27 protein-coding genes are annotated in these 24620 nt (G+C 73.4%); 20 read left to right on the plus strand and 7 right to left on the minus strand.

Features of this window, described 5'->3' with window-relative positions; all coding sequences use genetic code 11:
• Positions 1-202 precede the first annotated feature (202 nt).
• Genes A3CO_RS0104465 through A3CO_RS0104480 form a run of 4 tightly spaced genes read left to right on the plus strand, consistent with a single transcriptional unit; the run spans position 203 to position 3691 of the window.
• Positions 203-1228, plus strand: coding sequence for an ABC transporter substrate-binding protein (locus A3CO_RS0104465; protein WP_084681561.1), 1026 nt, complete (start codon positions 203-205; stop codon positions 1226-1228).
• Positions 1228-2058, plus strand: a complete 831-nt coding sequence (locus A3CO_RS0104470; RefSeq protein ID WP_018331032.1) for an ABC transporter ATP-binding protein — start codon at positions 1228-1230, stop codon at positions 2056-2058. Before A3CO_RS0104465 ends, A3CO_RS0104470 begins: the two co-directional genes overlap by 1 nt.
• Positions 2055-2825: an ABC transporter permease gene (locus A3CO_RS30005; protein ID WP_018331033.1), complete on the plus strand. Its 771-nt coding sequence runs from the start codon at positions 2055-2057 to the stop codon at positions 2823-2825. Before A3CO_RS0104470 ends, A3CO_RS30005 begins: the two co-directional genes overlap by 4 nt.
• Before the next feature lie 8 nt (positions 2826-2833).
• Positions 2834-3691 carry an ABC transporter permease gene (locus A3CO_RS0104480; RefSeq protein WP_018331034.1) on the plus strand — a complete coding sequence of 286 codons (858 nt, stop codon included), beginning with the start codon at positions 2834-2836 and terminating at the stop codon, positions 3689-3691.
• Here the strand turns inward: A3CO_RS0104480 and A3CO_RS0104485 are convergent.
• Together A3CO_RS0104485 and A3CO_RS0104490 are read right to left on the minus strand one after the other, a co-directional pair.
• Positions 3688-4842, minus strand: coding sequence for an MFS transporter (locus A3CO_RS0104485; protein ID WP_033413298.1), 1155 nt, complete (start codon positions 4840-4842; stop codon positions 3688-3690). The two genes, A3CO_RS0104480 and A3CO_RS0104485, sit on opposite strands and share 4 nt — an antisense overlap.
• Positions 4843-4874: 32 nt before the next feature.
• On the minus strand, positions 4875-5867 hold the full coding sequence (locus tag A3CO_RS0104490) for an LLM class flavin-dependent oxidoreductase (RefSeq protein WP_018331036.1): 993 nt from the start codon (positions 5865-5867) through the stop codon (positions 4875-4877).
• A gap of 234 nt (positions 5868-6101) precedes the next feature.
• Between A3CO_RS0104490 and A3CO_RS0104495 the strand changes: the two genes are divergently transcribed.
• The 6 genes from A3CO_RS0104495 to yhjD are packed head-to-tail and all read left to right on the plus strand — an operon-like array spanning position 6102 to position 13296.
• Positions 6102-6791 carry a response regulator gene (locus A3CO_RS0104495; protein ID WP_026204283.1) on the plus strand — a complete coding sequence of 230 codons (690 nt, stop codon included), beginning with the start codon at positions 6102-6104 and terminating at the stop codon, positions 6789-6791.
• Positions 6788-8476, plus strand: coding sequence for a sensor histidine kinase (locus A3CO_RS30010; protein WP_018331038.1), 1689 nt, complete (start codon positions 6788-6790; stop codon positions 8474-8476). Before A3CO_RS0104495 ends, A3CO_RS30010 begins: the two co-directional genes overlap by 4 nt.
• A gap of 4 nt (positions 8477-8480) precedes the next feature.
• Positions 8481-9707 (plus strand): 7,8-didemethyl-8-hydroxy-5-deazariboflavin synthase CofG, encoded by a 1227-nt coding sequence (gene cofG / locus A3CO_RS38925; RefSeq protein WP_211214373.1) that lies wholly within the window; start codon positions 8481-8483, stop codon positions 9705-9707.
• Positions 9704-10732 (plus strand): FO synthase, encoded by a 1029-nt coding sequence (locus A3CO_RS38930; RefSeq protein ID WP_051085808.1) that lies wholly within the window; start codon positions 9704-9706, stop codon positions 10730-10732. Before cofG ends, A3CO_RS38930 begins: the two co-directional genes overlap by 4 nt.
• The gene (locus A3CO_RS30020; RefSeq protein WP_018331041.1) at positions 10729-12195 is read left to right on the plus strand and encodes a flavin-containing monooxygenase; all 1467 of its coding nucleotides are present in this window, start codon (positions 10729-10731) and stop codon (positions 12193-12195) included. The genes A3CO_RS38930 and A3CO_RS30020 overlap by 4 nt, the downstream gene beginning before the upstream one ends.
• Positions 12196-12252: 57 nt before the next feature.
• A complete protein-coding gene (yhjD, locus tag A3CO_RS0104520) occupies positions 12253-13296 on the plus strand; it encodes an inner membrane protein YhjD (RefSeq protein WP_018331042.1) in 1044 nt (347 codons plus the stop codon).
• Positions 13297-13389: 93 nt separating this feature from the next.
• Here the strand turns inward: yhjD and A3CO_RS0104525 are convergent, their stop codons facing one another.
• From A3CO_RS0104525 to A3CO_RS0104535, 3 genes are all read right to left on the minus strand, one after another.
• Positions 13390-14583, minus strand: coding sequence for a D-alanyl-D-alanine carboxypeptidase family protein (locus A3CO_RS0104525; RefSeq protein ID WP_018331043.1), 1194 nt, complete (start codon positions 14581-14583; stop codon positions 13390-13392).
• Between the two features lie 90 nt (positions 14584-14673).
• The gene (locus A3CO_RS0104530) at positions 14674-15879 is read right to left on the minus strand and encodes a hypothetical protein (protein WP_018331044.1); all 1206 of its coding nucleotides are present in this window, start codon (positions 15877-15879) and stop codon (positions 14674-14676) included.
• Positions 15880-16031: 152 nt separating this feature from the next.
• Positions 16032-17417 carry a hypothetical protein gene (locus tag A3CO_RS0104535; protein WP_018331045.1) on the minus strand — a complete coding sequence of 462 codons (1386 nt, stop codon included), beginning with the start codon at positions 17415-17417 and terminating at the stop codon, positions 16032-16034.
• A gap of 124 nt (positions 17418-17541) precedes the next feature.
• On the opposite strand from A3CO_RS0104535, the gene A3CO_RS0104540 reads away from it, so the two are divergent.
• The 5 genes from A3CO_RS0104540 (at position 17542) to A3CO_RS0104565 (ending at position 21094) form a co-directional block, all read left to right on the plus strand.
• Positions 17542-18465 carry a haloalkane dehalogenase gene (locus A3CO_RS0104540; protein ID WP_018331046.1) on the plus strand — a complete coding sequence of 308 codons (924 nt, stop codon included), beginning with the start codon at positions 17542-17544 and terminating at the stop codon, positions 18463-18465.
• 161 nt (positions 18466-18626) lie between these two features.
• Positions 18627-19025: a hypothetical protein gene (locus tag A3CO_RS0104545; RefSeq protein ID WP_018331047.1), complete on the plus strand. Its 399-nt coding sequence runs from the start codon at positions 18627-18629 to the stop codon at positions 19023-19025.
• 352 nt (positions 19026-19377) lie between these two features.
• Positions 19378-19722, plus strand: a complete 345-nt coding sequence (locus tag A3CO_RS0104555) for a hypothetical protein (RefSeq protein ID WP_018331049.1) — start codon at positions 19378-19380, stop codon at positions 19720-19722.
• Positions 19723-19889: 167 nt separating this feature from the next.
• Entirely contained in the window at positions 19890-20345 is a 456-nt protein-coding gene (locus A3CO_RS0104560; protein ID WP_018331050.1) for a hypothetical protein, read from the plus strand.
• A gap of 395 nt (positions 20346-20740) precedes the next feature.
• Positions 20741-21094: a hypothetical protein gene (locus tag A3CO_RS0104565; protein WP_018331051.1), complete on the plus strand. Its 354-nt coding sequence runs from the start codon at positions 20741-20743 to the stop codon at positions 21092-21094.
• 96 nt (positions 21095-21190) lie between these two features.
• On the opposite strand, the gene A3CO_RS37825 is transcribed toward A3CO_RS0104565, so the two are convergent.
• Entirely contained in the window at positions 21191-21448 is a 258-nt protein-coding gene (locus A3CO_RS37825) for a hypothetical protein (protein ID WP_157646969.1), read from the minus strand.
• 10 nt (positions 21449-21458) lie between these two features.
• Between A3CO_RS37825 and A3CO_RS37830 the strand changes: the two genes are divergently transcribed.
• The 4 genes from A3CO_RS37830 to A3CO_RS0104585 all read left to right on the plus strand — a co-directional run bounded on the left by A3CO_RS37830 (position 21459) and on the right by A3CO_RS0104585 (position 23223).
• On the plus strand, positions 21459-21653 hold the full coding sequence (locus A3CO_RS37830) for a hypothetical protein (RefSeq protein WP_157646971.1): 195 nt from the start codon (positions 21459-21461) through the stop codon (positions 21651-21653).
• A 282-nt stretch (positions 21654-21935) separates the two neighbouring features.
• The gene (locus tag A3CO_RS0104575) at positions 21936-22307 is read left to right on the plus strand and encodes a hypothetical protein (protein WP_245561418.1); all 372 of its coding nucleotides are present in this window, start codon (positions 21936-21938) and stop codon (positions 22305-22307) included.
• Between the two features lie 53 nt (positions 22308-22360).
• Positions 22361-22711, plus strand: coding sequence for a hypothetical protein (locus A3CO_RS0104580; protein WP_018331054.1), 351 nt, complete (start codon positions 22361-22363; stop codon positions 22709-22711).
• Between the two features lie 161 nt (positions 22712-22872).
• A complete protein-coding gene (locus A3CO_RS0104585; protein ID WP_018331055.1) occupies positions 22873-23223 on the plus strand; it encodes a hypothetical protein in 351 nt (116 codons plus the stop codon).
• A gap of 34 nt (positions 23224-23257) precedes the next feature.
• Here the strand turns inward: A3CO_RS0104585 and A3CO_RS30025 are convergent, their stop codons facing one another.
• Positions 23258-23938, minus strand: coding sequence for a maleylpyruvate isomerase family mycothiol-dependent enzyme (locus A3CO_RS30025; protein WP_018331056.1), 681 nt, complete (start codon positions 23936-23938; stop codon positions 23258-23260).
• A gap of 43 nt (positions 23939-23981) precedes the next feature.
• Between A3CO_RS30025 and upp the strand changes: the two genes are divergently transcribed.
• Positions 23982-24602: a uracil phosphoribosyltransferase gene (upp, locus tag A3CO_RS0104595; protein ID WP_018331057.1), complete on the plus strand. Its 621-nt coding sequence runs from the start codon at positions 23982-23984 to the stop codon at positions 24600-24602.
• Positions 24603-24620 lie beyond the last annotated feature (18 nt).

A 24620-nucleotide genomic window follows, 5' to 3' on the forward strand; every position in this document is an offset into this window, starting at 1 on the left:
GTAGCGCTCCAGGTGACGAGTCCGTTCCGCCCGGTGACGTCACGTCTGCGAACGGTGCACGAAACGCGCATGTCACGCGGCCTTCCTAGGTTCCCTGCCGCGCCGCCCGAGCCCGGGTCCGGCCGCCCCCCACCCTGGAGGTCACGTGCCCCCGACCGCCGGTCCACTCCTCGGCCGCCGATCCTTCCTCCGCTGGTCCGGGATGGCCGCCGGTGCCCTCGGCGGCGGCGCCCTGCTCGCCGCGTGCGGTGGCGGCTCGGACTCCGGGGCCGCTCCCGCCGCGCCGGGCTCGAACCAGTACGGCCGGGTGGCCCTGCAGCTGTCGTGGATCAAGAACACCGAGTTCAACGGCGAGTACATGGCCGACTCGAAGGGCTACTACCGGGAGGCGGGCTTCGAGGGGGTGGACCTCCTCGCCGGCGGCTCGGCCTCCACGGGCGTCGAGACCAACCTCGTCTCCGGCAAGTGCTGGGCGGGCCTGTCCGCGCCCGTGATCACCGCGCCCGCCATCCTGCAGGGCGCCCCGCTGAAGATCGTCGGCGCGACGTACCAGAAGAACCCGTTCTGCATCGTCTCGGCGGCCACCAAGCCGATCGCCACCCCGCAGGACATGGTCGGGAAGAAGATCGGCGTCCAGGACTCCAACGACCAGGTGTGGAACGGCCTGCTCAAGGCGAACAGCATCGACCCGGCGTCGATCAACCGGGTGCCGGTGCAGTTCGACCCCTCGGTGCTGACCACCGGCGAGGTCGACGGCTACCTCGGCTACATCACCAACGAGCCGAACACGCTCAAGGTCAAGGGCTTCGCCACGCAGTCGTTCCTGTTCGCCGACCACGGCCTGCCGCTGGTGGCGGAGACGGTCACGGTGCTGCAGGAGACGATCGACAACGAGCGGGAGAAGCTCAAGGCGTTCCTGCGCGCGGAGATCCGCGGCTGGAAGGACGCCGTGGCGGATCCGGGCGCCGCCACCCGGCTCGCCGTCGGGAACTACGGCAAGGACCAGAACCTCGACTACGCGGAGCAGCTGCTCGAGGCGACCGACCAGAACGGCCTCGTCGTGTCCGACGAGACGCGGACCAACGGGTTGTTCACGATCTCCGACCGGCCTGTCGAGGAGAACCTGCAGGCGCTGCGCCTCGCCGGGAGCGCGGTGTCGAAGGAGCAGCTGTTCGACCTGTCGCTGATCTCCGAGGTCTACGCCGCCGACCCGAGCCTGAAGAGCTGATGACGACGAGCGAGACCGCACGGCCGGCGCCCGCCCACCCCCGACCGCCGGGCACGGGCCTGGACCTGACGGGGCTGACGAAGACCTTCGGCACCGGGCGGAAGGCCACCCGCGCGCTGGACGAGATCGACCTGCGCACGGCCGAGGGCTCGTTCCTGTCGCTGCTCGGTCCGTCCGGCTGCGGGAAGTCGACGGTGCTGCGGATCCTCGCGGGGCTGGAGGAGCCCACGTCCGGGCAGGCGCTCGTCACCGGCCGCACCCCCTCCGAGCTGCGGCGGTCCGGCGGCCTCGGAGTGGCGTTCCAGGACGCCGCGCTGCTGCCCTGGCGCTCGGTCGTCGCGAACATCCGGCTCCCGCTGCAGGTCTCGGGGGTGCGGCCGTCGAAGGACCCGGATGAGCTGGTGGCCGACCTCGTCGCGCTGGTCGGGCTGGAGGGCTTCGAGTCCGCCCGGCCCGCCCAGCTCTCCGGCGGCATGCGGCAACGCGTCTCCATCGCCCGCGCGCTGGTGCTCGAGCCGGAGGTCCTCCTGCTCGACGAGCCCTTCGGCGCGCTCGACGACATGACCCGCCAGCGGCTCAACCTGGAGCTGCAGCGCATCTGGAGCACGCAGGCCGCGACCACGTTGATGGTGACCCACGGGATCGCCGAGGCGGTGTTCCTGTCCGACCAGGTCGCCGTGATGAGCCCGCGGCCCGGTCGGGTCGTCGAGGTGGTCGACATCGACCTGCCGCGGCCGCGGACCCCGGAGATGATGCGGACGCCGGAGTTCCACGCCCTCCACGACCGGCTCTCCGAGCTGCTGTTCGGCCGCTCCGGGGAGCCCGCGTGACCCGCCCGTGGCTCGGCGGCGCGATCGGCACGCTCGCGATCGTCGCCGTCTGGTGGCTGCTGGCCGCCACCCTGTTCGCGTCGAACGGCGCCGTGCCGACCCCGCCCGCCGTCGTCGCGAGCGTGGTCGACGACGGGTGGGGCTTCTACTCGGTGCACCTCGCGGCGACGGTGTCGGAGGCGGCGCAGGGGTTCCTGTGGGGCAACGGGCTCGCGATCGGCCTGGCCCTGGTCGTGGTCCTGCTGCCGTGGCTGGAGTCGGTCGTCGTGAACATCGCGGTGATCAGCTACTGCCTGCCGATCCTCGCCATCGGCCCGATCGTCACGGTCGTGTTCGGCGGGCGGACCCCGATGATCGTGCTCGCCGCGATCTTCTGCTTCTTCACCACGGTGATCGGGACGCTGCTCGGGCTGAACTCCGCCGACCGCACCTCGCTCGACGTCGTCACCGTGTACGGCGGGGGGCGCTGGTCGCGGCTGCGGCACGTCCAGCTCATCTCGGCCGTCCCCGCCGTGCTGGCCGCCCTGCGGATCGCCGCCCCGTCGGCGCTGCTGGGCGCGATCATCGGGGAGTACCTCGGCGGCGTCGACACCGGCCTCGGCGTGGCGATGACGATCTCGCAACAGCAGTACCTCGTGTCGCGGACGTGGGGGCTCGCCCTGGTGTCCGGGCTCGTCGCGGGCCTCGCCTACGTGGCGATCGGCCTGCTCTCGCGGGTCGCGGCGCCGTGGGCCCGCGGCGGCGCGACCGACGTGGCGCTGGCCTAGGAGGATCGATGACGCTCGTGGAGTCGCCGGCGGCGACGGGACCGGCCGCTCCACCGGCCGTCGGGCCGGCACCGGGCCGGGGCGGGGGTGCGCTGCGCCTGCTCGGGCGCCGGCTCCTGCCCGTCGGGGCCTCGATCGTCGCGGTCCTCGTCCTGTGGACCGCGTTCCTGCAGGTCTTCGGCATCCGGCGGGTGATCGGGAAGACGCCGCTCGACGTGTGGGGCTGGCTCGTCACCGCCCCCCAGGCCGTTGCCAACCGCGGCGTCGTGTTCGGCAACCTGGGCATCACCCTGCGCGACGCCGGGATCGGCTACGTCGCCGGTCTGGTCGCCGCGCTCGCCGTCGCCATGGTGTTCGTGCTGTCCCGCTCGGTCGAGCAGGCGCTGATGCCGGTGGCCACGCTGCTGCGCTCGGTGCCGCTCGTGGCGATGACCCCGATCATCGTGCTGGCGTTCGGGCGGACCCTCGGCGCGGTCGCGGTGATCGGCGCGATCGTGGTCTTCTTCCCGGCGCTGGTGACCCTCGTGTACGGGCTGCGGTCCGCGTCGGTCCAGGCCCAGGAACTGGTTGCCGTGTACGGCGGGACCCGGTGGACCCGGCTGCGCCTGGTCATGCTGCCCTCGGCCGCGCCGGCGTTCTTCGCGGCGGCCCGGCTCGGGGTCCCGGGGGCGCTCGTCGGCTCGCTCATGGCGGAGTGGCTCGCGACGGGCGAGGGCATCGGCGCCGCGCTGCTCAAGGCGATGGGCGGGTTCCGCTACCTCGAGATGTGGTCGTCGGTCGCCGTCGTGACGGCGGTGTCGATCCTCGCCTACGCCCTCGTCGGGGTCGTCGAGTCGGTGGTGCTGGCGCGGATGGGCCTGGACTAGAGCTGCAGGGCCGCGAGGCCCGCGACGAGGGCAAGGCCTCCGAGCGCCACGTACCCGGCCGGGAACCCGCCGACCAGCTCGGCCACGAGGACCCCGCCGGCCGGAGCGAGCGCGATCGCCACCGTGGTGGGCGCCGTGAAGACGCCGTTGACGCGCCCGAAGGAGATCGTGCCCCACCGGTCGGCGACCACCGAGGCCTGCAGCAACGTGTGCATCCCGCGGCAGGCCCCGGCCAGGACCGCCACGGCGATCACCAGCCACACCGGGCCGGGCAGCACCCCGACGAGCACCACCAGCGCGCCGCCGACGGCGAGGACCGCCGCGACCCGCGCGGCCGGGCCGGTGCGCCGGGCCAGCGGCCCGTAGAGCAGCCGCCCGGCCACCTGTCCGGCCCCGATGAGGCCCAGGCCGATCGCGGCGAGGTCGAGCGAGGCGCCGCGCGCCTCGAGCAGGCCGACCAGGTTGATCGTCGCCGAGTACAGCCCGAACCCCGCGAGCGCCATCACCGCGGCGAGCCCGAGGAAGCGCGGCGAGCGGAGGACGGAGCGCGCCGTGTCCTCCGCGGTGCCGGGCGCGGCGACGGCGGCCGTCCAGGGGACGCGCAGGAACACCGCGTGCAGCGGGACGGTGACGACGGCCAGGACCAGGGCGAGGACCAGGTAGGCGTCCCGCCACGACAGGGCCCCGACCAGGGCGGCGGTGAGCGGGGCGAACACCGTGGAGGCGAACCCCGCCACGAGGGTCACGGTGGTCAGCGGGCGCAGCCGGTCCGGGCCGTACCAGCCGGTGATCGCGGCGAAGGCCGGCGGGTAGAACGTCGCGGCCTGGCCCACACCGACGAGCGCCCAGGCGAGGTAGAACACGGCGAGGCCGGGCGCGAGGGCCACCGCCACCAGGCCGAGAGCCCCGACCACCGAGCCCGTCGTCATGACCCGGCGGGGCCCGAACCGGTCGAGCAGCCGCCCCACGACCACCCCGACGAGGGCGGAGACGATCGCGCCCAGCGAGAAGGCCCCCACGGCCGCCGTCGACGACCACCCGGTGTCGGCGGTGATCGGACCGAGCAGGACGGGGAAGGCGTAGTACAGGGTGCCCCAACTCGTGATCTCGGTGGCGCAGAGCGCCACCAGGCCCCGTCCGCGAGCGTCCATCGCCCGCGGACGGTGCCACAGTGCGGGTCGGATCAGGAGGCCTCGACCTTCGGCATGATGTCGTTCTTGATCCGCTTGAGGTCGTCGAGCGTCTTCGAGGTGGGCACGTCGGTGAACGGCGGCCAGATCAGCGGCATCGTCATGCCCGCCTCCTTGTAGGCCTTGAGGCGGTCGGTGAGCTGCGCCTCGGTGCCCACGAGCAGGTTCGACGGGACGCCGACGTCCGACTGGTCGGTCTCGGTGTCGGTGATGACCGTCCAGATCATCGAGCAGATCTCGAGGTCCTTCGAGCGCTTCTCCGAGCCGATGGCCTCGAACTGCTCGTCGATCGCCTGGATCCACTTGCCGAGGGTGGCCGGCGAGTCCTGGATGCCGATCCAGCCGTCGAGGTCGTACTTGGTGATCCGCTTCGCCGAGCGCAGCGGGTCCTTGAGGCCGGACATGAAGATCGGCGGCCGCGGCTGCTGGACCGGCTTCGCGCCGAACCCGGCGGGCTCGAAGTCGGCGAACTCGCCGTGGTATTCGAAGTGCTCGTTCGCCCAGACGCCCTGCATGATCTCGATCGACTCGCGCACGTGCTTGTGGCGCTTCGGGAAGATGTGCGCGGCGCTCGCAGCGGCGAACTCCTCGGGCATCCACCCGGATCCGACGCCGACGTTGAGCCGCCCGTTCGACAGGTGGTCGATGGTGGCGAGCTCTGCGGCCAGCACGCCGGGCGCGCGGAACGGCGTGTCGATGATGCTCATCCCGATGCGGACCTTCGACGTCTTCGCCGCGAGCCAGGGGATGAGCGGGAAGCCCTGCAGCCAGTTGCCGGTGGACTCGACGGGCAGGGCGTTCGGCAGCCCGTCCATCATCCCGAACGAGTACTGGAGCTGCCCCCGGTCGGAGGCCTCGGGGACGATGATCCGGTCCAGCGTCCAGACCGAGTCGAAGTCGAGGTCCTCGGCGAGCTGGGTGAGATCCTCGAGCTCCTTCACCGTGATCTGCGTGCGGAAGTTCGGCAGGTAGAGGGCGAGTTTCATGTCGTGGGTCCTCCTGGCGGTCGGTCCGTTCGGGATGACGTGGGGCGCGGGGCGCGGCGACCGCGAGCCGGTCGCGACACTGCCTCGGCACCGTCCACCATGGGTGACCCGCCTCACAACAGGCACAACGCTTTCTCAACGTCAGCACAACTGACCGGCGCGCGACCGGTCGGCCCTTGTCCGGCGGCGGTGCCGCCCGGCACGATCGACGATCAGTCAGCGGAGGGGGTCGCCGTGGACCCGAACGTCGCCCCGCGGGTGCTCGTCGTCGACGACGACGAGGCCGTGCGGACGGTCGCGTCGTGGCAGTTGGAGTCCGACGGGTTCGCCGTCGACCAGGCCGGGGACGGTGCCGCCGCCCTGGCCGCGATCGACGGCACCCCGCCGGACCTGGTGGTGCTCGACCTGACGATGCCCGGCGTCGGCGGGCTCGACGTGCTGCGCCGGGTCCGCGCGGCGCCGGCCACCGAGGCGCTGCCGATCATCGTGCTGTCCGGGCGCAGCGGGGAGACCGACCGCATCGTCGGGCTGGACCTCGGCGCCGACGACTACCTGGTCAAGCCGTTCTCGCCCGGCGAGCTCGCCGCCCGGGTCCGGTCGGTGCTGCGCCGCTCCCGGCCCGCCGCCCCGGTCGTCGCGGGGGACCTGACGCTCGACGTCGCGGCCCGCGAGGTCCGGCTCGACGGCGAGGCCGTGGAGCTGACCGCGCGGGAGTTCGACCTGCTCGCGTTCCTCGTCGCCCACCCGCGCCAGGTGTTCTCGCGGGCCCAGCTGCTCTCGCAGGTCTGGCGCAGCGAGGGATGGCAGGGGGAGGCCACCGTCACCGAGCACGTGCACCGGCTGCGGCAGAAGCTGCGCCCCGACCCGGCGGCCCGCCCGCGCATCCGCACGGTGCGCGGCGTCGGCTACCAGCTCGACCCGTGAGCGACACCGACGTCCTGCTCGGCCACCAGCACCGGATCCTCGAGCTGCTCGCGGGCGGGGCCGAGCGCGGCGAGGTGCTCGAGGCCGTCACGCGCTCGCTCGAGGAGCTGATCCCGGGCAGCCGCTGCTCGATCCTGGTGCTCGACCCGCTCGCGGGCACGCTGCACCACGGGGCGGCGCCCTCGTTGCCGCCGGCCTACTCGGCGGCGATCGACGGGATGGCGATCGGGGACGACGCCGGGTCCTGCGGCACCGCCGCGCACACCGGGGAGGCCGTGGTCGCCGAGGACGTGGCCGTCGACCACCGCTGGCGGCGCTACCGCGAGCTGGCGCTGCCGCACGGGCTCGGTTCGTGCTGGTCGAGCCCGATACGGCTCGGTCGCGCGGACCGGGAGGACGCAGTCCTCGGCACGTTCGCGGTCTACCACCAGGCGGGCCACCGGCCCGACGAGCGCGAGCGGCGCCTCGTCGCCCGCTTCACCGACCTGGCGGCGCTCGCCCTGGAGCACGACCGGCTCTACGGCGCGCTCGCCCAGAGCGAGGAGCGGTTCCGGCGGGCGTTCGAGGACAACGCCGTCGGGATGGCCCTCACCGACCTCGACGGCCGGTTCCTCAAGGTCAACCCGGCCCTCGCCCGGATGCTCGGGCGTGACGCGGGCGACCTGCTCGTCGCGGACCTGTCCGCGGTGGTGCGCCGGGAGGACCGGGCCGGGGCCCGGCTCCTGCTGCGCTCGCTGGCCGGGCGCGGTGGTCCGGCGGTCTTCGGGACCCCCGGCCCCGGGCCGCTCGAGGTCACCCTCGTCCGCGCCGACGGCACCACCCTGATCGCCGCGCTCTCGGCCTCCGTCGTCGGGTCCGGCGCGCGCCGGCACCTCAGCCTCAACGTCGTCGACGTCACCGCGCGCCGCGCCGCGCAGCGCGACCGCATCGCGCGCCGCGAGGCCGAGCTCGCCGCGCGCGTCGCCGAGGACGCGAGCCGGGCCAAGTCCGAGCTGCTCTCCACGCTCTCGCACGAGCTGCGCACGCCGCTGCAGGCGATCATCGGGTTCGCCGAGCTGCTCGGGACCCTCGACCTGCCCCCGGAGCGGCGCGGGGCCGCGCTCGGCCACATCGACTCCGCCGCGCGCCACGTCCTCGACCTCGTCGGCGACGTCCTCGACCTCGCCCGCCTCGAGGCGCGGGCGCTGCCGCTCTCGCCCGCCCCCGTCGACGTGGGGGCGGTGATCGCCGAGGTGACGGCGCTGCTGGCGCCGCTCGCCGCGGACCGGGGGATCACGGTCCGCCTTCCCGACGCCGGGTGCGCCGGCGCCTACTGCGACCGCCGCCGGCTGCGACAGGTGCTGATCAACCTCGTGACCAACGGCATCCGCCACAACCACCTCCGCGGCTGGGTCGAGGTCACCGCCCACGAGGACGACGAGGACGTGGTCCTCGCCGTCCGGGACGGCGGGCCGGGGATCGCGCCGGCGCTCATGGACCGGCTCTTCGTGCCGTTCGACCAGCTGGGCGTCGACGCCGGCGGCTCCGGGCTGGGGCTCGCCCTCGTCCGTGGGCTGGTCGAGGCCATGTCGGGCACGGTGGGCGTCTCCAGCACCCCGGGGGAGGGGACCACGGTCACCGTGCGGCTCCCCGCCGCCGTCGATGCGGTCGCCGGTGTGGCGGGCGTACGTTCGGGTGGTGGGTGATCACATGCAGACGCAGCCGGGGGCGAGCGCCGCGACGGGGGTCGAGGAGGTCGTTCCGCTCCTCGCCGCCCGCGGCGAGGAGCTGGAGGCGCTGCTCGGCCGCGCGGCCCGCCGTCGGGACGAGCACCTGGCGTACGAGGGCCGCGCGGGCCTGGTCACGTACAGCCCCAAGGTGTTCGTGCCGCTGACCCGGCTGTGCCGCGACCGCTGCCACTACTGCACGTTCGCCACCGTCCCGGGCCGGCTGCCCGCGGCGTACCTGGAGCTCGACGAGGTCCTCGACATCGCGCGGGCGGGCGCCGAGCAGGGGTGCACCGAGGTGCTGTTCACCCTCGGGGACCGCCCCGAGGCGCGGTGGCGCGCGGCCGGCGACTGGCTCGCCGCGCGGGGCCACCGCTCGACGATCGACTACGTCCGGGCGGCCGCACAGGCCGTGCTCGACGAGACCGGGCTGCTCCCGCACCTCAACCCCGGCGTGATGACCCCCGACGAGCTGGCCGTGCTGCGGTCCGTCGCGCCGTCGATGGGGATGATGCTGGAGTCCACGTCGACGCTGCTGATCGAGCCGGGTGGCGCCCACTTCGGGTCGCCCGACAAGGACCCCGCGGTGCGCCTGGCCGCCATCGCCGACGCCGGGCGGGCCCGCGTGCCGTTCACCACCGGCATCCTCGTCGGGATCGGGGAGACGCTGCGCGACCGCGCCGAGTCGCTGCTCGCCCTGGCCCGGCTCGCCGACGAGTACGGGCACGTCCAGGAGGTCATCGTCCAGAACTTCCGCGCGAAGCCGGACACCGCGATGCGCGGCGAGCCGGACGCGGAGTTCGACGAGTTCGTCGCGGCGGTCGCCGTCGCCCGGCTGCTCATGCCGCTCGGCGTCACCGTGCAGGCGCCGCCGAACCTGGCCGGTGAGCTGGGGGACTCCGACGACGCCGCCGCGGACCAGGCGCTGCTGCTGCGCGCCGGGATCGACGACTGGGGCGGCGTCTCGCCCGTCACCCCCGACCACGTGAACCCCGAGCGCCCCTGGCCGGGCCTCGACGCGCTGGCGGCCGTCACCGCCCGGGCCGGCTTCGAGCTGCGCCCGCGCCTCACCGTCTACCCGCGCTACCAGCGCGAGGCCGGGTGGATCGACCCGGCCGTCGCACCCGTCGTCGGGAAGCTGGCGGACGCGGACGGGCTGGCGGAGACGCAGCGCAGCGCCGCTCGACCCGTCGAGTTGGCGCCGCGGTGAGGTCCTGGCTGCGGGTGGCCCGGGACGATCCCGCCGGCCTTCCCGACGACGGGTACGAGGCGCTGCTGGGTGCCGACGGCGACGAGCTCGACGAACTGTGCGCCCTCGCCGACGCCGTCCGGCACCGGACGGTCGGTGACGACCTCACCGTGGTCGTCAACCGCAACCTCGACCCGGCCCTCGTCGTGAAGCCCGAGCACCTCGACGCGCTCGTCGACGAGGCGTGGTCGCTGGGCGCCACCGAGGTGTGCCTGCAGGGGCCGCTGCCCGACGAGGCCGGCGCGGACGCGGCGGTCGAGCTGGTCGGGCGGATCACCGACCGGGCGCCGCTGCACGTCCACGCCTTCCGGCCCGCCGAGGTCGAGGCGGCCGCCGCCCGCCGCGGGTCGACCCCGGAGGCGTTCCTGACGGCGGCCCGCGCGGCCGGCCTGGGCTCGGTGCCCGGCACCGCCGCGCGCATCCTCGACGACGGGATCCGCGCGACCCTCACCGGCGGCACGGACATCCCCGCCGCCCGCTGGACCGAGCTCATCCGCACCGCCCACCGGGTCGGGCTGCGCTCCACCGCCACGATCGTCTACGGCCACGTCGAGACGCCCGCGCAGCAGGTCGCGCACCTGCGGGCGCTGGCGGCGATCCAGGACGGGACCGGCGGGTTCACCGAGCTCATCGCGATGCCGCTGGTCGACGTGCCGCCCGGCGTCGACGCCCGGGGCGCGACCCCGCGGGAGACGCGGGCCCTGCACGCGGTCGCCCGGCTGCTGCTGCACGGGCGGATCGACCACGTGCAGGCGGCGTGGCCGAAGCTCGACCGCGACACGGTGCTCGCCGTGCTGCGCGGTGGCGCGGACGACCTCGGCGGGCTCCTGCTCGACGGCGACCTCGACCCGGGCGCGGGACCGGAGTCCGGCCGGACGCTCACCGCCGCGGACGTGCACGACATCGCGGGGGCCCTGGGCCGTCCCGTGCGGCAGCGCACGACGCTCTACGGCGAGGTGGGGCCGGAGCGGGTGACGCTGCGATGACCGACGACTCCGTCGAGGTCGCGATCGTCGGGGCGGGCTTCGCGGGGCTCGGACTGGCGATCCGGATGCGGCGGCAGGGCCGGCACGACTTCGTGCTGCTCGAACGCGCCGACGACGTCGGTGGCACCTGGCGCGACAACCGCTACCCGGGCGTGGCCTGCGACGTCCCCTCGCACCTGTACTCGTTCTCGTTCCGTCCGGCGCCGGACTGGTCGCGCGTGTACGCGCCGGGCGCGGAGATCCAGCAGTACCTGCGCACCGCCGCGGCCGAGGAGGGCGTCGCCGGCCACGTCCGGTTCGGCGCCGAGATGCGGCGGGCGCGCTGGACGGGGGACCGGTGGGAGATCCGGACCGCGTCCGGCGTCGTCCGGGCCCGGGTGCTCGTGCTCGCGGCCGGCCGCCTCACCGAGCCGCGGCTGCCGGACATCCCCGGCCTCGACACGTTCGACGGGCCCGTGGTGCACACCGCCCGCTGGGATCCGGCCACTCCGGTGGACGGTCGGCGCGTGGGCGTCGTGGGCACCGGGGCCTCGGCGGCCCAGGTGATCCCGCAGCTCGCCGACCGGGCCGCGGAGCTCGTCGTCCTGCAGCGCACCCCGACGTGGGTGGTGCCGCGGGGTGACCGCGCCTACACCGCCGAGGAGCGCGCCCGCTTCACCGCCGACCCCGGCGCCGCCCGCCGGCTCCGCGAGGACATCTTCGACGAGGCCGAGCGGGGGATCGCGGCGCGCCGTCGGGTGCGCCCCGCGATCGACGAGCTGCGGGCGCGCGCCCGGACCCACCTGGAGGCCCAGGTCACCGACCCCGACCTGCGTCGACGGCTCGCACCCGGCTACGAGATCGGCTGCAAGCGGGTCGTCCTGTCCGACGAGCTCTACCCCGCCCTCGACCGCCCGCACGTGACGCTGGAGGACTCGGCGCTGGTCGCGGTGGACGGGTCGACGGCGGTCGCCGCGTCGGGCCGCCGTCACGAGCTCGACGTCCTCGTGCTCGCCACCGGCTTCCACAGCACCCGCCAGCCCTACGCGGACCGCGTGCACGGCCGCGGCGGGACGCTGGCGCAGCACTGGTCGGACGGGATGAGCGCGTTCGCCTCGACCGCGGTGCACGGTTTCCCGAACATGTTCGTGCTCGACGGCCCGAACGCGAGCCTGGGGCACAACTCCGCCGTCTACATGATCGAGACCCAGATCGACTACGTGCTCGGCGCGCTCGCCCATCTCGACGGGGCCGGTGGTCTGCTCGAGGTGTCGGCGGCGGCGGAGCGCGAGTACGTGCGCGACGTCGACCGCGCCGCCCGCGACACGGTGTGGCTGCGTGGCGGGTGCCGCAGCTGGTACGTCGACGAGGCCAGCGGGCGCCTCACGCTGCTGTGGCCGGGATCGGCCCGCTCGTTCCGCGAGCGCAACGCCCGGTTCGACCCCCGCCCCTATCTCGGTACCACCGGGGCCGCGACGGCGTGATCGTCCCGTGCGCGGGGTAGGTGACTCCCCGACGTGCAGTCGGGGAGATGAGGGCGGATGTCGGCGACCATCTACGGGACGGCGGAGCCGGCCCCGAAGACGAAGTTCGAGGAGATCCGCGAGCGCCATCCGTGGCTCGACCACCTGGTCCGGGCCGGGACGCGGTACACCGAGAAGCACGGCGACCACTACGCGGCGGCGATCACGTTCTTCTCGATCCTCGCGCTGGTGCCGCTGCTCATGGTGGCGTTCGCGGCCCTGGCGTTCGTGCTCGTGAACAACCAGGCACTGCTCGATCGGTTCTCGACGGGCATCACCCAGGCCGCCCCGCCCGGGCTGGGGGACCTGCTCAACGGCGTCATCAAGCAGGCGATCGAGCAGCGCAAGGCGGTCGGGATCGTCGGTCTGCTCGGTGCGCTCTTCTCCGGGCTCGGCTGGATGAGCAACCTGCGCGAGGCGCTGTCGGAGCAGTGGGACCAGCGCGGTGAGCCGCCGACGGTCGTCAAGCGCTACCTCGGCGACCTGTTCGCCATGATCGGGCTCGGGCTGGCGCTCGCCGTGTCCTTCGCGGTCACCGCGATCGCCACCGGCGCGTCCAACGCGGTCGCGGAGTTCCTCGGGCTCGCCGACCAGACCTGGGTGAAGGTCGTGCTGTTCCTCGCCGGGGTCGTCGTGACCCTCGTGGCGAACTGGTTGGTGTTCCTCTGGGTCATCGCCCGCCTGCCCCGCGAACCCGTGACCCTGAGCTCGGCCGGCCGCGCCGCGATCCTCGCCTCCGTCGGGTTCGTGGTCCTCCAGCAGGTCATGGCCGTCTACATCGCGAGCGTCACCAGTTCGCCCGCCGGCGCCGCGTTCGGGCCGATCATCGGTCTGCTCGTGTTCGTCAACTTCGTCTCGCGCTTCATCCTCTTCGTCACCGCCTGGGCCGCGACGCTCACGGAGAACGAGCGCGAGGACATCCGGGAGCCCGCGCCCGTGATCGTGCGGCCGGCGGTGACCGTCGCGCGCGGCCCGGGGGCCCGCACGACGGCGGGTCTGGTCGGCGCGGGCGCGGTGCTCGGCGCCGTGCTCGGCATCAATGGGATGCGCCGCCGCCGCTGAGCGGTGGGCCGCTCCTTCCCGTGCGAACGGGCTGTTCGTCACGGTCGATCGTGATGAACGGCCCGTTCGTGCACGGGGCTCGGGCCGCAGGGCCTACGTCCGGTGGCGGAACCGGGCCGCGAGGACGATCAGCCCGAGCACCACGACGCCGCCGATCGCCAACCACGTACCCCAGCTCGTGCTGCCCGTCGTCGGGGAGCCCGGGGCGTCGAGCGTGGCGGCCGGCGCGGCGGTGGTGACGGTGGACCCCTCCGGCGGGGCGGCGGGATTGTGCTCGGTGAGCCGGCCGACGGACGCGTCGCGGGGCAGGGCGTAGCCGTAGTCCAGCAGGGCGAGCCCCTGCTCGACCATCGGCACCGGCTGCTGCTCGCCGTGCATGAGGACGACGACGAGCCGTCGGCCGTCGCGGTCCTGGGCGCCGATGTAGGTGTGGCGGGCGTCGTCGGTGAAGCCGGTCTTGCCGCCGAGCGCGCCCGGGTAGCGGAAGATCTTGTTGTCGTTGTCGACCGCGAAGGGCGGGGTCGGCCCGAACCCGGGGAACTGGATCTGCCGGGTACCGACCGCCTCGGCGAAGGCCGGCACCTGCATGCCGAGCCGGAAGATGCTCGCGAGGTCGTAGGCGCTCGAGCTCTGGCCGGGTCCGTCGAGCCCGGACGGGGTGGCGGCGCGGGTGTCGAGCGCGCCGATGTCGGCCGCCGTGCGGTTCATGAGGTCCACGGTCGCGGGCACCGAGCCGGTGAGGCGGACGGCGAGGGCGTGGGCGGCGTCGTTGCCGGAGGCCATGAGCATGGCGTCGAACAGCTGGCGCACCGTGTACTGCCCGCCCGGTCCCATGCCGACCCGCGTGCCCTCCTGGTTCGCGTCGTCGTCCGTGCCGGTGAGGACCTGGTCCATCGGCACCTGCTCGGCCACGAGCAGACCGGTGAGCGTCTTGAGCAGCGAGGCCGGGCGCAGGCGGGCGTGCGGGACCCGGGCGGCGAGCACCGCGCCGGTGTCGAGGTCGGCCAGGACGTAGGACTGCACCCCGACCTCCGGCGGCGCCGGGGCGCCCGCGGGGACGACGGTGCCGCAGGTGCCCATGGCCTCCCCGCCGACCGGCTGCGCGGGCACGGGCAGCGGTGCGGGCGCAGTCCCGCCGGGTTGCGGCGCCTCCGACGTGTCGACCGCGGGGCCGGGCTGGTTCACCTGCGGACACGCCGCCTGCGCGGGGGCGGCGCTCGCAGCGGGAGCAGCTCCGAGCAGCACGAGCAGGGCGACCAGGAGGGCGGTCGCGAGGCGATGGGGCATCGGGGGACCAGGCTAGCTCCCGGCCGTCGTCGCCGAACGCAGAAGGGCACCTCCCGGAGCGGGAGGTGCCCTTCGACGGGAGCGGGGCGGTCAGCCCTCGTCGTCCTCGGGGGCGTGGTCCCCGTTGAGGCTGATCTCGCGGCCCGGGGTGAGCGCGGGCTTGCGCGCGGAGCGCCGGGCGGCGGGCCGCGGCGCCGGGCCCTGCTGGCCGCCGGAGCCGAGGATGATCTCGGCGAAGGTCGAGAGCGCCTCGTCGAGCTGCCCCGCCTGGCGGAGCTCGGACTCCTCGTTGGAGCGGTTGACCAGCGCGACCACGGCCTCGTGGTCGGGCCGGTTGACCAGCGTGCCGTCGAGCTTGTCCAGCGACGCCTCGAGCGAGGAGGCGAGCGAGGACACCCGGTCGCGCAGGGTGGCCTCGACGCCGTCGACGCGGGCACCGAGCCCGCTGAGGGACGACTCGAGGCCCTGCGTGGTGCTGCTGAGCGTGCCCTCGACGCCGTCGAGGCGCGCCCCGACGGACTGCTCGACGCTCTCCACGCGGCCGACGAGCGCGTGCTCGACGCCCTCGACGCGGCCGTTGAGGCCGTCGAGGCGGCCGGCGAGCTCCTCGAGGCGGCCGGTGAGCTCGCCGGCCGTGGAGCCGGCCTCGGAGCGGGAGGTCTCGGCGTCGGTGCGGGCGGCGTCGCGGGTCGCGGCGAGCTCCTCGGTGAGCGCCCGGGACGTCTCGGCCAGCGCCCGGGAGGTCTCCTCGACCTGGCCCCGCAGCGACGACTCGACGCCCTCGAGGCGCTCGCGCACCGGGCCCGTCACCGCGGCGGGCAGGCCGTCGAGGCGCATCTCGTGACGGTCGAGGCGGTTGTCGAGGTCGTCGAGGCGCTTGTGCAGCCCGCCGATGCGGTCCTCGAGCCCGTCCATCCGGCCGGCGACGCCCTCGAATCGGCCGGTGACGCCGTCGAGCCGGCCGTCGAGCTGGGCGAACGGCGCGGCGAGCTTGTCGACGACCCGGTCGACGACCCCCTCGACGAGGCGGGCCAGCGACGAGATCGCCGACTCCTGCGCGTCGAGCTTCGCGACGGTCTCGTCGAGGCGCTCGGCGAGCACGCTCATCTCGGTGCGGTCGGGCACCTCGGCGAGCCGCTTGCGGATGGCGCCCAGCGCGTCGAGGGCCGCGAGCCGACCATGGATCTCGTCGAGCGAGTCGAAGATCTGCTGCTGCTCGGAGTCCCTGACCTCGGCGGCCCGCACGAGCATGCTGCGCATCCGGTCGAAGGACATGGTCTGGTTGGTGTCGATCACAGGGCCCACTCCTCCGGGGACGGCCAACTCTGCCGACGACGCACGGTCGATCTCGACATCGGTCATCGGCACGGAGGCTAACCAGGCCATCTGACCCGTTCGGACGCGCCCCTACCACCGGCCGGGACGCGGCGCCCCGTACGCCACTCGCATCACGGGTGACGCAGGCGTCCCAGCAGTCGGTCCTCGAGCTCCCGCCAGCGGGCGGCCTCGCGGGCGAACGGCGGTGACGGCGTGAGCCGGTTCGGGTCGGGGCGCAGGACGAAGGACACCAGCCACCCGAGCGCCTCGGACGTGGCGAGCGCCTCCCGGGTCACCTCGTCGCCGGCCCAGTCGGCGGCGTCGAGGAGCAGTTCGACGGCGAGCTCGAGCTGCGTCGGGTCGACGGCCTCCGGCCCCTCGAGGAGGTCCTCGGCCAGGCCGACGAGGACGTAGCGGTTCTCCGGGGCCACCTCCACCTCGAGGTCGCCGCCGACGGCCGCCGTCACGACGTCGGCCCAGGTGGAGACCTCCGCGAGGTCGTGGCCCTCGGCGCCCTCGCCGGCGATCCACGTCCGCAGGGCCCGGCTCGACCCGAACACCTCGATGCGGCCGTTGCGGCCGAGGAAGACGGGCTCGTCGTCGAGGAAGCACCGCAGGGTGATCACCTCGCCCTCGGCGGACAGGATCGAGATCGGGTCGATGCCGATCTCCTCCCAGAAGCCCGGCTCGGGCTCCTCGGCGGCGTCGACGAGGTCGCTGCGCACCGACTCGCCCGCGGTGTCGGTGCGGAGCTCCTCGGGAGCGTCGGCGAGCGGGCCGTCGACGGCGGAGTCCTGCGGGTCGGCCACGACGGCCTCGGGGTCGGCCGGGTGGTTCTCGGCGTCCTCCTCGCTGCCCGAGGACACGGGCCCGTCGTCGGCGTCCTCGTCGTCGAGCGTCGGGGTCGGTGCCGGGGTCGCGGTGGCCCGCAGCTTGGCGGCGAGCTCGACGTCGACCTCGGGGACCGTCACCAACGCGTCCAGGGCGTCGACGACCTCGTCCCACCGCTCCGCGACGACGTCGGCGAGCTCGGCCCACAGCGCCTCGCCCTCGCGGCCGGTGAACGTGGCGACGCCGGAGTGCAGCGCGGCGAACGCAGGCGTCGAGTCGAGGATCGCGCTGACGTTCTCGAGGTCGCACACGTCGGCCAGCGAGCGGGTCATCGTCGTGATCTCGGCGAGGTCGTCGACCGACCAGGTGTCGGGCTCCTCGGCGACGAGCTCCGGTACCCCGACGACGTCGTAGCGCTGGATCTCCTCGGGCGTCAGCTCGTCGACCGAGAGGCCGCCGACCACGGGCCACGCCGGGTGGTCGGCGAGGTCGTGGTCGAGCCCGTCGGCGTCGCTGGTGCGGATCCAGGCGGCGAGGTCGGCGGCGTCGGCGAAGGCGAAGACGTGGTCGTCGTCGCCGAGGAACGCCTCCCACTCCTCGCCGTCCTCCCGCCAGCGCGGCGCCCAGAGGGTCACGAGATCCCCGTCGGTCAGCGCGAGGGTGATGGGGACGATGTCCTGGGCCACGGTCGGCCTCCGGCTCTCCTGCGGGGTGATCACGTGCGGCGGCCACCCTAGGGGCCCGGGCGTGACCAGGCCGTTCGGGGCCGTCGGCTTCCGTGTCGGGAGACCGTCTGCCACGCTCCGGGCGGTGGAGCTGCTGCGGACGCCGGACGACCGTTTCACCGCCCTGTCGGGCTTCGCCCACGAGCCCCGCTACGTCGAGGTCACCGATCCCGACGAAGCGTCGGGGCCGGTCCGTGTCGCCACCTACCGGGTCGGGCCCGAGGGTCCCGGGCCCACGGTGCTCCTGCTGCACGGCGAGCCGACCTGGTCCTACCTGTACCGCTCGATCCTGGACACGCTGGCCGGGGCCGGTATCCCCGCGGTCGCCGTCGACCTCGTCGGGTTCGGCCGCTCGGACAAGCCCGCGGCCGTCGGCGACCACACCTACGCCCGCCACGTGGCGTGGGTGCGGGAGGCGGTGTTCGACGCGCTCGGTCTCGACGACCTGGTGCTGGTGGGGCAGGACTGGGGCGGACTCATCGGGTTGCGGCTCGTGGCCGACGCCCCGAAGCGTTTCCGGGCCGTGGTCGCGGCGAACACCGGCCTGCCAACCGGTGACGTCGACATGCCCGAACCGTGGTGGCGCTTCCGGCGCGCGGTGGAGGGGGCGGCGACGCTCGACGTCGGGCGCTTCGTGGCGTCGGGATGCACCCGGGGCCTCGGGTCGGCGGCGCGGGCGGCCTACGACGCACCGTTCCCCGACGACGCGTTCACCGCCGGACCGCGCGCGATGCCGCTCCTGGTGCCCACCCGCCCGGACGACCCGGAGTCGGCGGCCAACCGCGCGGCCTGGGACGCGTTGGGCCGCTTCACCCGGCCGTTCCTCGTCGCCTTCTCCGACGGCGACCCGATCACCGGCCCGATGGCACCCACCCTGCGGGCGCACGTGCCGGGGGCCGCCGACCTCGACCATCCCGTGCTGCACGGAGCGGGGCACTTCCTCCAGGAGGACGCCGGCGCCGAACTGGGGTCGATCGTGGTCGGGCTGGTCCGACGGGTCGCTCGTTAGTGCGATTGGTGTAGTGCTTGAGCCCGGAGGGCGAGGAACGCTCGAACGAATGAAGTAACCCCGCGGACCGTGACCCCCGCGCCGACCCTGCCGTTGGTCGACTTGTGATGGCGCGGACCCGCGACCAGCGGGCCGTTGGACACCTCAGATTCCATGGGGGAATGAACGTGTCGATGTTCCGCAAGACCGTGCTGACGACGGCGATCATCGGTGCCGGCCTCGGTTCGATGACGGGTGCGGCGTTCGCCGGGGACGACCCGGGCGACGGCGGGCACCACGGTAGCCACGACAAGCACTCGTCCTCCTCGGCCGGCTGCAGCAACACCGTGCGTGCCGAGTCGAAGAACGGGTCGGGTGACTCGCTGGGCGACACCACCGGTGGGCCGCAGCGCCTGGACGCCTCGAACCTCTGCCACATCCTGACGGGCAACGAGATCCTGTCGAACAACAACTTCTCGACCGCGGGCTCGAGCATCATCAACGGCGACACGCTGACGAAGACGCTGACCCGCACCGACACGGACAACTCGTCGACCACGACGACGGTCCCCGGCGCCTGACGACGCCCCGACTGCGGGCAGGCAGTCACCGGCCCTCGCGGCCACCGCTCGACCCGCACGACCCACGGGCCGGCACCTGACGGGAGTTCTCCTCCCGTCCGGGTGCCGGCCCGTGGTCGTTGCTGCTGGTGCTGATGTGGCGCCGCTGCTCCGAGAGGGTGAACATCTCCGAGGGATTCCCTGGTCAGGACTCGATCGTGGACGTCGTCGTCACTCCTGTCGTCATCAGGCCGTGACCTTCACTCGATCGAGGCGTTGGAGTCACCAGGTCGTGACGCGTGATCGCGTCGCGACGCACGGTGTGCGTCCCGTCCGGTCGCGCACGTGTCAGACGACCAGGGGAGAGACCAGCGTGTCCACGTTCCGTAAGACCGTCCTGACCACCGCCATCATCGGCGCGGGCCTCGCGTCCACCTCGGGTGCGGCCTTCGCGACCGAGTGCCCCAGCCACGACAGCCACGAGGGGCACAAGAGCCACTCGACGACCGTCAACAACACGACGAACAACACCTGCGTCAACAGCGCCAAGGGCAAGGTCGACAACGGCGGCGCGAAGCAGCTCGGCCTCATCAACGGCAGCCAGGGCGCGATCGGCGCGAACGTCATCTGCGACGTGCTGAACAACAGCGTGAACGGCAACCTCTCGAACAACACCGTCAACATCGGCGGCCTGGGCGGCCTCCCCACCCTCCCGTAGGTCGCAGCCCGGACCGCGCAGTTCCGACGGCCCCCGATCGTCGTGAGCGCGCTGCGTCCGAGCCCGGTCTGACCGACCGACGTTCGACCTGCGGGCCGGAACCGACCACGGTTCCGGCCCGCGGTCGTGCCGGCGACGGACACCACTCGCACTCAGGAGTTCTCCGCATGTCCATGTTCCGCAAGACCGCCCTGACGTCCGCGATCATCGGCGCCGGCCTCGTCTCGACCGCCGGTGCAGCCTTCGCCGGCGACGCCCCGACCGAGGCGCACCACGGCAGCCACCACCACCACACCTCCACACACACCACCTCGAACACGTGCGTGAACGGGTCCGACGGTGCGGTGGACAACGGCGGCGCCACGCAGTTCGGCGGCATCAACGGCAGCCAGGCGGCCCTCGGCCTCAACCTGGTGTGCGACGTGCTGAACAACAGCCTCAACGGCAACGGCAGCAACAACACCTACAGCGTCGGCGCACCGGAGTCGGAGCCCGTCGAGACCGCGACCCCCGCGGCCTCGCCCCAGCAGGTCCAGCAGGCCGCGCCGGCTCAGTCCGCCGCGCCCGCCGCGTCGCCCTCGTCCGTGCCCGCCGGCACGACGACGACGCCCATCAAGGGCTGAGTCACTCCCGCACGACGACGGCCGGTCCGGGGCTCCCGCTCCGGGCCGGCCGTTTCGTCTTTTCTCGGGCATACGAGATGCACACCAGGCATCCCGCGGGCCCGTGAACCTGCCCCACGGACCTCTCGCGTCACAGCAGCACGGTCGCGGACCGGTTCACCTGAAGATCCCGGAAGGGTGACGCAGTGTCATCGCCGCCACGACGAGGTGCGGCGGCACGACGGCCATCTCCCGGTTATCGCTGCAGGTCAGCGACTCGTTGCCTCACGAACGGGCGAACGTCGTGACTGTGCCGTGACCTCGCTTCGTCCGCCCGCGTTGAGCTGACTGTGATCGACCGGCGCGGGGCACGAGCTCCCGTCGGACACGAAGTCCGAGATTCGGGGGAATCTGAGATGCAGATGTTCCGCAAGGCCGCCGTCGCCACCGTCATCCTGGGCGCGGGCCTCGCCTCCACCGCCGGTGTCGCCATGGCGCACGAGCACCACGACGCCGGCAAGGGCTGCTCCAACACGCTCGGCGCCAAGAACTCGAACGGTGCGGACCGCACCCTGGGTGACACGACCGGTGGGGCCCAGGACCTTTCGGCCTCGAACACCTGCGACATCCTCAACGGCAACAAGATCCTGAACGACAACAACTCCGCCACCGGTGGCTCGACGGTCCGCAACGGCAACGACACCACGGTGACCGACAACCGCGCCTCGACCTCGACCAGCAACGTCCTCACCCAGCTGCTCGGCGCCTGATCTCTCACCACACGGTGACAGGCCGGATCCTCGCGCGCTCCCCGGGTTCTCCCGGGGCCCTGCTCCCCAGCAGCGCGAGGGTCCGGCCTTGTGTCGTCACACGATCGGCTCACGATTCCGGAATGGCGTGACGCCGACGTTTCCCGGAGCGACATCCTCCGTGAGACCGGGACGCGCACCGCGACCCGGAATGACCGGGGGAACCATCGTGAAGAACATCGTCAGCCGCGCCGCCGTCACCGTCGCCGTGATCGGCACCGGAATCGCCGCGACCGCCGGAATGGCGAATGCAGCGCCGTCGAACTCGTGCTCGAACAGCGTCTCGGCGGTCTCGAAGACGTCGGTCGGGCGCACCCTCGGGGACGTGCGGGGTGGGAACCAGACCATCTCCGCGTCGAACTCCTGCCACAACGGCAACGGCAACGTCTACGGCAGCGGCAACAACAGCGCCTCGGGCGGCAGCACCATCCGCAACGGTGACCAGACCACCATCACGCGGACCGTGACCCGTACCACCAGCATCGACTCGTTCTTCGGCCCGGGCTTCCCGTTCGCCTGATCCACGCGCAGCACACCACGACCCACACCACGGCCGGCCCCGCAGACGCGGGGGCCGGCCGTCGTCGTTCCCGGCGCGAGGAGCCCACCGGGAGCCACGCGGAAAGCACGCCCGACGGTGCTCCACCCGAGGCCGGGACCAGGTTTCGAATCACGAACGGGGGAACGTCGTGATTGTCCCGTGACCCGGCAATGGGCCGTCCGTTGAGTGCGATGTGGCTGTTCCCGGAAGCAGGGACCAGCGAACTCGACCGACGACTATTCGGGGGAATACGACATGTCGATGCTGCGCAAGACCGTTCTCGCCACCGCCATCATCGGTGCCGGCCTGGGCTCGATGTCCGGTGCCGCTCTCGCGTGGGACAACCACGGCGGCCACGACGCCGCCAAGGGCTGCTCCAACGACCTCTCGGGCAAGAGCGAGAACGGTGCGGGCCGCACGCTGGGTGACACCACCGGCGGCGACCAGACCTTCGACGCGAGCAACACCTGCGACATCCTCAACGGCAACAAGGTCCTGAGCGACAACAACGCCGCGACCGGCGGGAGCACGATCCGCAACGGCAACGACCGCACCGAGACCCGGACGACCAACACCGCGTCCCAGTCGACCTCGAACACCACGATCCCGGTGCTCGGCGGGCTCCTCCCCTGATCGTCCCGACCGTTCCCGCCGTCCGCTCCGCTCCGCTCCCCAGGAGAACAGCCATGCTGCGCAAGACCCTCGTCACGACCGCGATCATCGGTGCCGGTATCGGCTCGCTGACCGGCCTCGCGTCCGCCCACGAGTCCGGCCACGCCGCCAAGGGCTGCTCGAACACCGCCGAGGCGGCCGCGAAGAACTCCTCGGGAGACTCGCTGGGCAACACGACCGGCGGCGGCCAGACGATCGACGCCAGCAACGTCTGCGACATCCTCAACGGCAACCACGCCGGCAACGGCAACAACCTGTCGACCGCGGGTAGCTCGATCATCAACGGCGACACCACGAACATCATGCGCACGACGACCGACAGCACGACGAACAACCAGTCGACGACCGTCCCGGGTCTCGGCTAGTCGGTCGGTCTCTCGGACGGGTCGTGCCCGTCCGGAGCCGGAGGGTGGGTCGGCCGATCGGCCGATCCACCCCGCTCCCCCTCCGTCACCACCGTCCGGACCCCGAATTCGGACGGCCCGCTCCGGCCACTCACGGCCATCCATCCTCCAGGGAGACCCTCATGTCCATGCTCCGCAAGGTCGTCGTCTCGACCGCCATCGTCGGTGCCGGCCTCGGCTCGCTCGCCGGGATCGCCTCGGCCCACGAGTCCGGCCCCGCCAAGGGCTGCTCGAACGCCATCTCGGCCGCCGCCGAGAACGGCGCCGGCCGCACCGCGGGCGACACGACCGGTGGGAGCCAGGACCTCTCGGCCTCGAACCTCTGCGACATCGCCAACGGCAACACGATCCTCTCGGGGAACAACGTGTCCACCCTCGGCAGCAGCATCATCAACGGCGACACCACGACGAAGACGGTGAACTCGTCGTCCGCGACCTCGATCGTCAGCACCCTCACCGGGCTGCTCCCCTGATCCGAGCGCACACCGGGCAGCCGGTGTCCCCTCCTCACACCCGGGGAGGGGGCACCGGCTGTTCGTCGTCCCGGGGCCCGTGCACGGGGAGCACGTCGACCCACGGGTCGCACGGTCCCTCCCAGTCCCAGCGTCGCATCTGCGCGCGGCTGCGCCGGCTCGAGAGCCCGCGGTAGAGCTCGTACAGATCGACCCGCAGCACGCTGCGGACCGCGCCCTCGGCGTGGTCGTCGGGGCTGCGCCACTCGGTGCCGCCCGCCTGCACCACGAGCGTCTCCCGGCCCCGGATGCCCTTGACGACCTGCCGCACGAGGACCGACGCGCTCGAGGCCCACCCGTCCCACGGCGGCTGCGGGGCCCCGAGCGCCTCGACGAGGTCGCCCTCGTGCACCAGCAGGTCCCCGACGACGGCCCCGGGCACCCGCCGCTCCTCGACCGCGGCCACCGTCGCCGCCAATTGCGCGTCCCACTCGGCCAGCAGTCCCGCCACGTCGACGTCCCGGCGGTCGTCGACGTGGGCCGCGGTCCACTCCGGGCCGGCGCCGACGGTCCGCCGGGTGGCCACGTCGGCGGCGGTGCCGACGAGGTGGGCGAGGAGATCGCGCACGGTCCAGCCGGGGCACGCGGGCACCGCCCGCGCCGACCCGTCGTCAGGAAGGGCCGAGACGAGCTCGACGACGCGGGCGTGACCGGAACGATAGACGTCGGCGACCACGGCTCCAGGTTCCCAGACGGCGGGTCCGGCTAGGTTCCCGGCCATGCTGCTCGTCGTGGACCATCCGCTCGCGCGCGTCCGCCTGACCGCCGTGCGCGACGCCCGTACCGACCGCGCCGCGTTCCGCGCCGCGGTGCGTGACCTCACGACGATGCTCGTGTACGAGGCGCTGCGCGACGCGCCGGTGACCGACACCCGCGTGACCACCCCGGTCGCCGACACCGTGGGCGCCGCGCTCGCCGCTCCGCCGGTGCTCGTCCCCGTGCTGCGCGCCGGGCTGGGCATGGCCGAGGCGGCGCACGCGCAGGTGCCGGGGGCGCTCATGGGGTTCGTCGGGGTGGCCCGCGACGAGGAGACGCTGCAGCCGACGCCGTACATGGAGTCGCTGCCCGAGGACCTCGCCGGCCGCCCGGTCTTCGTGCTCGACCCGATGCTGGCGACCGGGGGCTCGATGGCCCACACCATCGAGCTGCTCGCCGCCCGGGGGGCGGACGTCGTCACCGCCGTGTGCGTCGTCGCCGCGCCGGAGGGGGTCGAGCGACTCCGCGCGGAGCACCCCACCGTGCGGGTGGTCACGGCCACCGTCGACGAGCGGCTCAACGAGCACGGCTACATCGTCCCGGGCCTCGGGGACGCGGGGGACCGTCAGTTCGGCGCGATGTGAGCGCCATGTAGCCCGCGC

The organism is Actinomycetospora chiangmaiensis DSM 45062 (genome assembly GCF_000379625.1).
Classification (GTDB): Bacteria; Actinomycetota; Actinomycetes; order Mycobacteriales; family Pseudonocardiaceae; genus Actinomycetospora; species Actinomycetospora chiangmaiensis.

Bases quoted from the DNA above. Each gene is read 5' to 3' on its own strand.
- A3CO_RS0104465 (WP_084681561.1), top strand. From the start codon at position 203: ATGGCCGCCGGTGCCCTCGGCGGCGGCGCCCTGCTCGCCGCGTGCGGT.
- A3CO_RS0104470 (WP_018331032.1), top strand. From the start codon at position 1,228: ATGACGACGAGCGAGACCGCACGGCCGGCGCCCGCCCACCCCCGACCG.
- A3CO_RS0104480 (WP_018331034.1), top strand. From the start codon at position 2,834: ATGACGCTCGTGGAGTCGCCGGCGGCGACGGGACCGGCCGCTCCACCG.
- A3CO_RS0104485 (WP_033413298.1), bottom strand. From the start codon at position 4,842: ATGGACGCTCGCGGACGGGGCCTGGTGGCGCTCTGCGCCACCGAGATC.
- A3CO_RS0104490 (WP_018331036.1), bottom strand. From the start codon at position 5,867: ATGAAACTCGCCCTCTACCTGCCGAACTTCCGCACGCAGATCACGGTG.
- cofG (WP_211214373.1), top strand. From the start codon at position 8,481: ATGCAGACGCAGCCGGGGGCGAGCGCCGCGACGGGGGTCGAGGAGGTC.
- A3CO_RS30020 (WP_018331041.1), top strand. From the start codon at position 10,729: ATGACCGACGACTCCGTCGAGGTCGCGATCGTCGGGGCGGGCTTCGCG.
- yhjD (WP_018331042.1), top strand. From the start codon at position 12,253: ATGTCGGCGACCATCTACGGGACGGCGGAGCCGGCCCCGAAGACGAAG.
- A3CO_RS0104525 (WP_018331043.1), bottom strand. From the start codon at position 14,583: ATGCCCCATCGCCTCGCGACCGCCCTCCTGGTCGCCCTGCTCGTGCTG.
- A3CO_RS0104545 (WP_018331047.1), top strand. From the start codon at position 18,627: ATGAACGTGTCGATGTTCCGCAAGACCGTGCTGACGACGGCGATCATC.
- A3CO_RS0104560 (WP_018331050.1), top strand. From the start codon at position 19,890: ATGTCCATGTTCCGCAAGACCGCCCTGACGTCCGCGATCATCGGCGCC.
- A3CO_RS0104565 (WP_018331051.1), top strand. From the start codon at position 20,741: ATGCAGATGTTCCGCAAGGCCGCCGTCGCCACCGTCATCCTGGGCGCG.
- A3CO_RS0104575 (WP_245561418.1), top strand. From the start codon at position 21,936: ATGCTGCGCAAGACCGTTCTCGCCACCGCCATCATCGGTGCCGGCCTG.
- A3CO_RS0104580 (WP_018331054.1), top strand. From the start codon at position 22,361: ATGCTGCGCAAGACCCTCGTCACGACCGCGATCATCGGTGCCGGTATC.
- A3CO_RS0104585 (WP_018331055.1), top strand. From the start codon at position 22,873: ATGTCCATGCTCCGCAAGGTCGTCGTCTCGACCGCCATCGTCGGTGCC.
- upp (WP_018331057.1), top strand. From the start codon at position 23,982: ATGCTGCTCGTCGTGGACCATCCGCTCGCGCGCGTCCGCCTGACCGCC.